The organism is Vibrio sp. 10N.222.48.A3 (genome assembly GCF_041475345.1).
GTDB classification, from domain to species: domain Bacteria; phylum Pseudomonadota; class Gammaproteobacteria; order Enterobacterales; family Vibrionaceae; genus Vibrio; species Vibrio tasmaniensis_A.
In genome coordinates, this window is the sequence record NZ_JBFRVX010000100.1 from 1 (window position 1) to 9,828 (window position 9,828).

At 44.1% G+C, this 9,828-nt stretch carries 9 protein-coding genes; 3 read left to right on the forward strand and 6 right to left on the reverse strand.

Going from position 1 to position 9,828, the window contains the following annotated elements; all coding sequences use genetic code 11:
- The first annotated feature begins 122 nt into the window (after nucleotides 1–122).
- The gene (locus AB4653_RS03810; RefSeq protein ID WP_009845923.1) at nucleotides 123–1,037 is read left to right on the forward strand and encodes a LysR family transcriptional regulator; all 915 of its coding nucleotides are present in this window, start codon (nucleotides 123–125) and stop codon (nucleotides 1,035–1,037) included.
- Between the two features lie 106 nt (nucleotides 1,038–1,143).
- Here AB4653_RS03810 and AB4653_RS03815 read toward each other — a convergent pair whose 3' ends face one another.
- A complete protein-coding gene (locus AB4653_RS03815) occupies nucleotides 1,144–2,184 on the reverse strand; it encodes a DUF1214 domain-containing protein (protein WP_032555092.1) in 1,041 nt (346 codons plus the stop codon).
- 667 nt (nucleotides 2,185–2,851) lie between these two features.
- Between AB4653_RS03815 and AB4653_RS03820 the strand changes: the two genes are divergently transcribed.
- Nucleotides 2,852–3,088, forward strand: coding sequence for a YdcH family protein (locus tag AB4653_RS03820; protein WP_009845921.1), 237 nt, complete (start codon nucleotides 2,852–2,854; stop codon nucleotides 3,086–3,088).
- A gap of 281 nt (nucleotides 3,089–3,369) precedes the next feature.
- Here the strand turns inward: AB4653_RS03820 and glpD are convergent, their stop codons facing one another.
- The 5 genes from glpD to AB4653_RS03845 all read right to left on the reverse strand — a co-directional run bounded on the left by glpD (nucleotide 3,370) and on the right by AB4653_RS03845 (nucleotide 9,575).
- The gene (glpD, locus tag AB4653_RS03825) at nucleotides 3,370–4,929 is read right to left on the reverse strand and encodes a glycerol-3-phosphate dehydrogenase (protein WP_009845920.1); all 1,560 of its coding nucleotides are present in this window, start codon (nucleotides 4,927–4,929) and stop codon (nucleotides 3,370–3,372) included.
- 270 nt (nucleotides 4,930–5,199) lie between these two features.
- A complete protein-coding gene (locus AB4653_RS03830; RefSeq protein WP_009845919.1) occupies nucleotides 5,200–5,985 on the reverse strand; it encodes a DeoR/GlpR family transcriptional regulator in 786 nt (261 codons plus the stop codon).
- A 275-nt stretch (nucleotides 5,986–6,260) separates the two neighbouring features.
- Nucleotides 6,261–7,781 carry a glycerol kinase GlpK gene (glpK, locus tag AB4653_RS03835; protein WP_009845918.1) on the reverse strand — a complete coding sequence of 507 codons (1,521 nt, stop codon included), beginning with the start codon at nucleotides 7,779–7,781 and terminating at the stop codon, nucleotides 6,261–6,263.
- Between the two features lie 59 nt (nucleotides 7,782–7,840).
- Nucleotides 7,841–8,695: an MIP/aquaporin family protein gene (locus AB4653_RS03840; protein WP_004732234.1), complete on the reverse strand. Its 855-nt coding sequence runs from the start codon at nucleotides 8,693–8,695 to the stop codon at nucleotides 7,841–7,843.
- A 448-nt stretch (nucleotides 8,696–9,143) separates the two neighbouring features.
- Nucleotides 9,144–9,575: a PACE efflux transporter gene (locus tag AB4653_RS03845; RefSeq protein WP_009845917.1), complete on the reverse strand. Its 432-nt coding sequence runs from the start codon at nucleotides 9,573–9,575 to the stop codon at nucleotides 9,144–9,146.
- Between the two features lie 129 nt (nucleotides 9,576–9,704).
- Here AB4653_RS03845 and AB4653_RS03850 point away from each other — a divergent pair.
- On the forward strand, nucleotides 9,705–9,828 hold a 124-nt coding region (locus AB4653_RS03850; protein WP_372103368.1), incomplete at its 3' end, for a LysR family transcriptional regulator.

Consider the following 9,828-nt stretch of genomic DNA (forward strand, 5'->3'; position numbering starts at 1 on the left):
GTTAAAGATCGTTAAGCGAATCAATCGTCAAATGAGCCATAATGAGAGAGATATTCGCTAAGTTAGCTTTTATCGCCAGACGGCTAAATATCTCCCTGACCAAACTTTAATGACAGGTAACTATGAAACAATTGGATCTCAATTTAATCCGCGTTTTTCTGGTTTTGCTAGAAACCCAAAATACTCGCATTGCTGGCAATAAATTAGCGCTGAGTCAGCCCGCAGTGAGTAAAGCACTAGGGCGATTGAGAGAATACTTTGATGACGAATTGTTTACTCGTGTCCATTCCGGTTTGAAGCCAACTCCACGTGCGTTAGAGCTTGGTGAACGACTGCCAATGATCATGGAAAGCTTAGACGACGTGATTCTTGAAACCCCAAGCTTTGACCCTGCCGAGTATCAAGGCAACATCACGATTGCGATTAACGGTTTTATCTCGAACTGGCTTGGTGCGCGTTTATGCCTTGGTCTCATTCAAGAAGCGCCCAATGCTCAAGTCAATATTGTTAATTGGGGCTCTCAAACGCTGAAAAAGTTGTTGGATGGCGAGATACAAGCTGCTATCAACTTTTCTCCAATCGAAACGAATAAGCAGTTTACCCATCAGATTATCGGTGAGGATGACTTTGTCGGGTTGGTTAAAACCGGCCATCCATTAGCTGGCAAAGTGATTTCACAGCAAGAGATAGATGAAGCGGAATACGCGAGTTTGGTGATACCGGGGTGGAATGATATTCAGCCTTATATCGCCAAGCATTTGTCGTCAGAGCAGCTTAAAGTGAAAGCAAGAAGCTCGTATTTGCACACGCTATTAGAGGTCATTAAACAAAGTGACATGATTCTACCGTGTTCCAAGCAGCTTGCTCTTTATCTTAATGAAGAGTTCGATTATCTCTCTTTTCCTGATTATGCACCGGAAGAGCTCAAAAAAATCGTGCTGGTGGAATCTCATAACAAGAGAATGCACCCGATGAATCAATGGCTTAAGCGAAAAATTATCACTACCTCCCAAACCATCATAAAAGAAAAGCAATAAGCCTCTCAAATGAGAGGCTAGGTTATTGTTAGTAGCTGTTATTGTTAGCAGCTGTTATTGCCAGTTAATTAACACTAATCACTCGCAATTCAGTCGTTATTCCCCGCTATTGAGCAGTGACCTGTGGGAAGTTGTGCATCTCACCTGATGCTACCGCTTCATCACTAGGACGGTATGCACGAACCGCAAAGTTCCAGCCATCATCGTTTACTTCAATTACGTTATTTGCAGCGTCACAGGTTTGCCCTTTTGGCGCAAAGTGGATCGTGTAAGAACCGTCTTTATTGGGTGTTGATGTCGTTGAATCAGCGCTGTTGTTGTCCGTCATTAACCAACCTTGGCTTGAATAGGCTGTAATTGACCAATAACCGCCTTCGTCATAACGTAATGAGGGTGCTTCAAACGTGATGTTTGCACATTCCGTTTTACCTGTACCCGCTCGTGACGTATACACAGCATGCTCTGCCGGCATACCAGCCCAACCTACTGCAGTACCAATCATAAACTGCTTGTTATCTGATGTGGCTGTGATGTTTGGTGTGAAGGCTTCTTCTGTCTTGATGTCATTAACTAGCTTCTCCCATTTTGCTCGGACGTTATCTCGAGAAGCATCATCCCAATCTGAAGCAGGTTCAAAAGGCTTAGCTGATTTCGCATTAATGACCGCCGCATCTTGCAGTCGATGCGCTTCATCTGCGCCAGCACTTGTTGCAGTTCGCATCAGTATGTAGATGTAGTCTGAACCTGCGATTTCTGAGTCGATGTAAATTTCTTCGCCACCATAAATGGCCATGTGGTTATCATGATTGTTATTGAAGATATGCATGATCTGGTACGCATCGCCTTCCGCCAGTTTGAATGTTGCGCCTTCTGAGACATCGACAACCGCGGTTGAATAGAGCAGGTCGGTGTTAGAGCGGATAATCATTTGGTTCTCTACCGTTACGTTTTCGCGATTATGCTCAAAAACATTAACCGGTTGATGCTCTAACTGTTGAGTGAAGTAAAGGTCGCTTTCTGCACGAGCGAAGTTTTCGTCGGTTACTTCAACTGCTGCCATTGTTTGCATTGATGTGATGGTAATCAGTGTTGCTAAAATGGTCTTTTTCATATCGTTTACCTTGAGGTCGTCATTAGGAGATGACACTAATGTATCGGTTTGGTGGTGATTCTAGAAATGAATTGATGTTATTTATGTAATAACCAAAAGGAATCGGAAGGCTGGTTTTTGTGAAGCTTAGAGAGAGTTGTGACTGTTTTTTGTTCGTTTGGTGAAAGTTTTTTGCACGAAGACAGGTCGTTAATTAATGAAGCGATGCTTTGTTCATTAACTAAGGCTTTATCGGCAGGTAAGGCTTTAGTTAATGACTGAGGTATCCGCGCTTTCAAGCACTATGCTTTAGTCATGACTAAAAGAGGATTAATTATGAAATGGCTTATCTTATCTGTAACGCTATTGTTTGTGGCAGGATGTCAATCGACAGGCTCTGACACACCTTCACATGATCAAATGAATCGAGTTCATTCTGGTGGTTGTAGCAGCTAATCCTTTTTTGAAAATACTTTTTAGCTGCTGTTATTATCATTTCTGTCACTGTTCTTATAAAGAACTCACTTCTACAAAGCCTTGCGATTACGTGAGGCTTTCTTCTATGTAAAACAACGCATCCCTGCCGATTTATGTTGTAAATTTGTGAATCTAAACTGTCTATATTCTAGGCTGTGTACTGGATCTCATTTGTGATTTGAGTCCCTTGCTAAGGTAAATAATGAATGTGTACTACCAATCACTTTACTCAACTTAAGAGGTTTCTATGCTAGGTGAAAATCACTCTCTTGTTCACGAATTTCCTGAAATGAAAGACAAAATTGCTGAGCTTGCTAAAACTGACGATGGCTTTGCAGAAGATATGAAGACATACGACAACCTTGATAAAGAGATTCGTAAACTAGAGCTGAAAGATTCACCCATTGATGACGGCTCGATGCACCAACTAAAACATGATCGTTCTGAGCTTAAAGATTCACTGCATGCTCGTTTAATTGCCTAGCTAGCGGGTTGTTTTGCTGAATAGCTAAGTTAAATCGTTAGATCGCTAAACGGTTACTGCAGGTTTAGACAATAAAAACTCCTTCGGGAGTTTTTTTTTGTTTCTGCATTCCAGTCTCTATCTGAACGCATAAGAATATTTGGATATAAGAAACCGTAGATATAGACAAACTCAGTTAGCACTAAGGTTTTGCAAATAGGGTGGATATAAAAAAGCTTAGCGCGGGGGACGCTAAGCTTCGTTGTTAAATATGTTCTTGAACCATGTTTAGGCTGGTGGAATTAGCCGACTTGAGAAAAGCTCACTACTTTGCTTTGTAGCTTCTCTTTCAGGTAATCCGTTACTGCTTGCTGCTCGGATTCACTCATGTACAGGCCAAGCTTGGTTCTACGCCACAAGATGTCTTCGTCAGTCATCGCCATCTCTTCATTGATCAAGTAATCGATTTCAACTTGATAAACGCCATGAGCTTCGCCTGAGAATTGGTTGCCAAGGTCAGCTTCGCAATTTGCTCCTTCCAGTAGCTTCCACGTGTAAGTACCGAATTGAGTCACGTAACGAAGTAATAGCGCTTCAGATGCCCAAGGGTATTTAGTGTGGATCATCTTCGCAAGCTGCTCTCTGCTACAACTGAAGTTACCACCTGGAAGTGTGTTGTTGGCTGTCCAAGGCGCACCCATGTTGGTTAGGTGTGGTTCTAACTTCTTAAGTGCTGCTTCGCCTAGCTTACGATAAGTGGTCAACTTGCCACCGAAGATCGAAAGCAGTGGTGCTTGATCAAGCTCTGCGTCTAATTCGAGCGTGTAGTCACGAGTGATCGCTTGCGGTGAATCAGATTCGTCATCACAAAGCGGTCTTACGCCACTGTATGTCCAAACCACATCTTCACGGCCAAGTTGTTTAACAAAGTGTTGGTTAACAATATCAATCAAGTAATCCACTTCGACATCATCAATTGCGACGTTACGTGGGTCGCCTTTGTATTCAAGGTCGGTGGTGCCGATGATCGAGAACTTATCTAGGTAAGGGATCATGAACACAATGCGATTGTCTTTGTTTTGCAGAATGTATGCTTGTGGTTCGTCGTGAATGCGTGGCACAACAATGTGTGAGCCTTTGATCAGACGAATATTACGAGGCGAAGCCTGCTCTAATCCATCATCAAAGAACTGTTTAACCCAAGGACCAGCTGCGTTGACCAGTGCTTTCGCTTTACGTTCAAAGCGTTGGTTGGTCATGACATCAAGGATCGTCACATGCCAGATGCCGCCTTCACGGTGCGCTTTTTCAACTCGGCAGTAGTTACGAACTTCTGCGTTGTTTTCTTTTGCTGCTAATACGTTGAGCAACACCATACGCGCATCATCAACCCAGCAATCTGAGTATTCGAAGCCTGTCTTCATTTCTGGTTTCAGTAGGCCTGATTTCGCTAAGTTGACGGTCTTACTTCCAGGAAGAGTGGTGCGCTTACCCAAGTTATCGTAAAGGAATAGGCCACAGCGAATCATCCAAGCCGGGCGTAAAAATGGTCGATGTGGTAAACGGAAACGCATTGGTTGAGCAACATGAGGTGCTTTTCTTAACAAGACTTCACGTTCCGCGAGTGCTTCCGAAACCAAACGAAACTCGTAATGTTCAAGGTAGCGTAGGCCACCGTGGATAAGCTTTGAGCTGGCAGAAGACGTTGCAGATGCGAAATCATTTGCTTCGTATAAGCCAACGTTTAGACCACGACCTGATGCGTCTGCCGCGATGCCTGCACCGTTGATGCCGCCGCCAATCACGATCAAGTCTAAAGTGGAAGGTGTACTGTTGTTTGAATTATTTTGTTGAGCACTCATGGTTTTGACCTCTTTCTGAGCGAACGAGCATTTTAGAACATAATTGAATCCTATATGAACTTTCGTTTGCGGTCATTTATTATTTTCGTTTATGCGCGTTTTATGTGATTTGGGCATAAAAAAACCTCTGCTTATGAAGGCAGAGGTTCAAATAAGTCTAATTCGAGCATAGAAGCGACAGTGACAGCGAGCAAGTTTTACTTTATTAACTTTTCTATAAAGAATCGTGAATCATTTAAGAAAGTGGCGTCACTGAGCTCTTATGTTTAGTTATTCGCTCATAGGACGAGCGGTATCGATCACTTCTAATGGTATTGCGGAATCTTTAAGGATGTTGAGAATCTCTTCTGGTGGCTGCTTATTAGTAAACACCATGTGGGCTTGAGAGATATTACCGAGCTTAACCATCGCGTTACGGCCAAACTTAGTGTGGTCGACGGCTAAGAAGATGCTGCGACTGTTTTCGATGATGGCTTGTTTCACTCGAACTTCGTGGTAGTCAAAATCGAGTAACGAGCCGTCAAAGTCGATGCCACTGATGCCCAAGATACCGAAATCGAGGCGGAACTGCTTTACGAAATCGAGTGTCGCTTCACCGACGATGCCACCATCGCGGTTACGTACTTCACCGCCCGCCAAGATAACCTTGATCTCTGGGTTCGGTAGAAGGATGCTTGCAACGTTAATGTTGTTGGTCACAACTCGTAGCTGCTTATGATTCTTGTTGAGTGCGCGAGCAACCGATTCAGGTGTGGTGCCGATATCAACGAACAAGGTTGCGCCATCTGGGATATGTTTAACCAGCTCGTCGGCGATCACGTCTTTTTCGTTGAAGTTAAGCGCTTTACGCGTGTTATAAGAGGTGTTTTCTGAGCTTAAAGGAATGGTTGCACCACCGTGATAGCGACGAATTTTATTGCCATCGGCTAGTTCATTGAGGTCTCGTCTGATGGTTTGTGGGCTGACATCGAACTTTTCAACGAGCTCTTCGGTACTCACATATCCTTGTGTTTTTACCAGATCTACAATCTGCTGGTGTCTTGGTATCTGCTTCACTTAACTTACCACTCCCTGCGCGCAAAGGGCTCTAGCGCGTCAAAATCGAAAATATAAACTCACGCTATTGTGCTCGAATTGATGAAAAGAGAGAAGTAATGATGGTAAGGAATCATGTCTAAACCGCAAAAACGCTGGTCAAAACATGGAATTTGAGCCTGAAACGCAAAAAAGAGCACAAAATAGTGCTCTTTTTAGTTTCGTTTGCTGAGGTTCGAACAATCTAATCGATTAATAAGGGATTATTCGTACTCCTCTGTTAACTCACGCTTAGATTACTCTTCGTCGTCATCGTGCAGTTCAGACCAAACCTGTGCACACTTGATAGCACGCTTCCAACCTTTGTAACGGCGGTTACGCTTCTCTTCGTCGTGGTGTGGCATGAAGGTGCGGTCAAGAACGGCTTTGTCTTGAAGCTCATCAATGCTGTCCCAGAAACCAACCGCTAGGCCAGCAAGGTAAGCGGCACCCAGAGCGGTTACTTCCGTTACTTCAGGGCGGTGAACTTCAGTATCCAGCACGTCTGATTGGAACTGCATTAGGAAGTTATTCGCTACTGCACCGCCATCAACACGTAGTTTCGCTAGCTTGATGCCTGAGTCAGCTTGCATCGCATCTAGCACGTCACGAGTTTGGTAAGCAATACCTTCCAGCGTTGCACGGATGATGTGGTTAGAGTTAACACCACGAGTTAGGCCAACAATCGTACCGCGAGCATAAGCATCCCAGTAGGGTGCGCCTAGGCCAGTAAATGCAGGAACCACGTAAACGCCGTTTGAAGAGTCTACTTTGGTTGCGAAGTACTCAGAGTCTTCTGCACCAGCCAGTAGCTTCATTTCATCACGTAGCCATTGGATTGATGCGCCGCCCATGAATACTGCACCTTCAAGTGCGTATGCAGGCTCACCTTTAGGACCACATGCTAGCGTTGTTAGTAGGCCGTTCTTTGATGTTACTTTCTCTTGGCCTGTGTTCATTAGAAGGAAACAACCTGTGCCGTAAGTGTTCTTAGCTTGGCCTGCTTCTACACACATTTGACCGTAAAGTGCAGCTTGTTGGTCACCTGCAATACCCGCGATTGGGATACGAGTACCGCCTTTACCACCAAGGTTCGTTTGACCGTAAACCTCAGAAGAGCGTTTTACTTCAGGCATCATGATTGACGGAATACCCATCTCATCAAGTAGCTTCTGGTCCCAACATAGGTCATTGATGTTGAACAACATAGTACGTGACGCGTTAGTGTAATCCGTAACGTGTACACGTCCTTGAGTCATTTTCCAAACTAACCAAGTATCAACCGTACCGAACAACAGTTTGCCTGCTTCAGCGTCTTCACGAGCGCCTTCAACGTTGTCTAGAATCCATTTTACTTTGGTACCTGAGAAATACGGGTCAAGGACTAAGCCGGTATTGTCACGTACGTAGTCTTCTAGGCCACGTGCTTTAAGGTCTTCACAGATGTCTGCAGTACGACGACACTGCCATACGATTGCGTTGTAAACCGGTTTGCCAGTTTCTTTGTTCCAAACAATGGTGGTTTCACGTTGGTTCGTGATACCAATGCCCGCTAGCTCATCGCTGCGGATGCCTGCTTTAGCAAGAGCTTCAACCAATGTAGAGCTTTGAGTCGCCCAGATTTCCATTGGATCATGCTCAACCCAACCCGCTTTCGGGTAAATCTGAGTGAATTCTCGTTGAGAAGAACTAACGATGTTTGCATCGTGATCGAGGATTACAGCGCGAGAACTTGTGGTGCCTTGGTCTAGGGCAACAATGTATTTTTGCTCGGTCATGGTAAGAATCCTTTTTCTTTCGTTATTTATATTTTAGTAAATGTAAGGTCGCTTAGGGATTAAGCTTGAGCTTGTTCAGCTTCTTCTTCTGTTTCACATTGGTTTGGAATTGTGCAGCCTTGGCCTTCTACTGGTAGGTAAGCACCGATAACACGTGGGTACAACCAACCACCAAAACACGCACCAGCAATTGGAGCAAGAATTGGAACGATGAAGTAAGGAATATCACGAGCACCGCTTAGTGCGAAATCCCAACCTGCAAAGTAAGCGAACAGTTTTGGTCCGAAGTCACGAGCAGGGTTCATTGCAAAGCCCGTCAGTGGACCTAAAGAACCACCGATAACCGCGATAAGAATACCGATCAGTAGAGGGTTCATTGCACCGCGAGATGCGCCGTTGTTCTCATCACCTAACGCTAAAATGGCAAACATCAACACTGCAGTAATCACGAATTCCACAGCAAAAGCGCCGAAGAAAGAAAGTGAAGCATGTGGGTAAGTCGAGAAGATACCAGCAGTTGATAGTGCGTCTTGGCTGCTACGAACGAAGTTATGTGCGATTTCGTAGTCAGTAAATAGGTTGCTGTACAGGCTGTAAACCAATGCTGCAGAGCAGAAAGCGCCAAGCAGTTGCGAAATGATGTAAGGCACCACTTTCGCTTTATCAAAGCCATGGAACATGGCCAGTGCAATCGTTACGGCTGGGTTGATGTGTGCGCCTGAAACGCCGGCAGTACAGTAAATTGCAATCGCAACACCGAAGCCCCAGATGATGCTGATTTCCCATTGTCCGAATGTCGCACCAGTTAATACCAGAGCGGCCACACAGCCAACGCCAAAGAATATGAGTAATCCTGTACCGATAAATTCAGCCAAGCATTGCCCAAATAAAGAAGGGTGTTTGTTTGTTGTCATGTTCGAGTCCTTTTTAGTTTTGCTTATCTAGCACGTGTATTGTGCATATATTTGCGAACTCGAAAATAAACGAACATCAAAAGTGAGCGTTTGAGCATAAAATTGTTAATTAAAGTCACTTGAAATGTTAATCCGAACACTTTTGCTCGAAAAAGATGCTCGCATGAACGTCATTGCTCGAATTGATAGGTTGCGAAGCCGCTCAAACTACCTATATGTAAATGAATGCGCAACTGGTACGAGGAGTTTATGTTTGGATTTGTGACGCTACTTCGTGAGTGGCGGATTATTAGACTTAATTAGGGAGGGCTGTGTGATGTTTTTGCTATGTAACAAGGGCGTTAACAAATGAGCTTATATGCATAAATGAATAAACTGCCAACTATGTTGTAGTTTGGCAGTTTTCATTTGGGTGTATGTTCTTGTTATACGAGACGAACTTACCGCTCTAAACCAGAGCTGCAACTTTTCCTTTCGAAACCAATTGAGCTCGGATTGAGTCATACGCCCAATTGAACGCAATCGCGTAAAGTACGAAGAAAATAACTAGGCCGATGTCCATGATCAGTACGGTTAGGAAGTCGAGTTGTAGAACCCACATCAAGACAGGTAGAGTCACTGTCATTAAGCCAAGCTCAAAACCTAATCCGTGCAGGATACGTGTTTTCGTGGTTCTTTTGCTTCGGTCTGCTCCGTAAATTTTGTCGTAGCCATAGTTATAAACGTAGTTCCAAGCCATCGCTATCAATGATATTGCGAGCGCTAAGCCTGCCATTTCGCCTGCGCCGTTTCCTGTAATATAGGTTGCAAGCCCTGCCATCAAAATCAAAGCTGCTAATTCAAATAGCACCATGTGCAACATGCGTTCTTTATGTGACATTTTTCTAACTCTCTTTACGATTAAATAGCCGCCGATGGGCTAATGACTTGCTAGATAATATCTAGTTAAGTGATAATATAAAGATAGTTAGCATCATATATAGTGATAGTAAGTTTTGGGAGAAACCAAATGTACAACATTGAACAGCTGAAAATGTTTGTGTATGCCGTTGAATTAGGGTCATTTTCTGCCAGTGCTCGTCATTTGGGTAAGGTGCAGTCGGCGGTGAGCCAAGGCATCAGTAATCTTGAAA

Coding starts and splice junctions, on each gene's coding strand:
- AB4653_RS03810 (WP_009845923.1), top strand. CDS start 123: ATGAAACAATTGGATCTCAATTTAATCCGCGTTTTTCTGGTTTTGCTA.
- AB4653_RS03820 (WP_009845921.1), top strand. CDS start 2,852: ATGCTAGGTGAAAATCACTCTCTTGTTCACGAATTTCCTGAAATGAAA.
- glpD (WP_009845920.1), bottom strand. CDS start 4,929: ATGAGTGCTCAACAAAATAATTCAAACAACAGTACACCTTCCACTTTA.
- glpK (WP_009845918.1), bottom strand. CDS start 7,781: ATGACCGAGCAAAAATACATTGTTGCCCTAGACCAAGGCACCACAAGT.
- AB4653_RS03840 (WP_004732234.1), bottom strand. CDS start 8,695: ATGACAACAAACAAACACCCTTCTTTATTTGGGCAATGCTTGGCTGAA.
- AB4653_RS03845 (WP_009845917.1), bottom strand. CDS start 9,575: ATGTCACATAAAGAACGCATGTTGCACATGGTGCTATTTGAATTAGCA.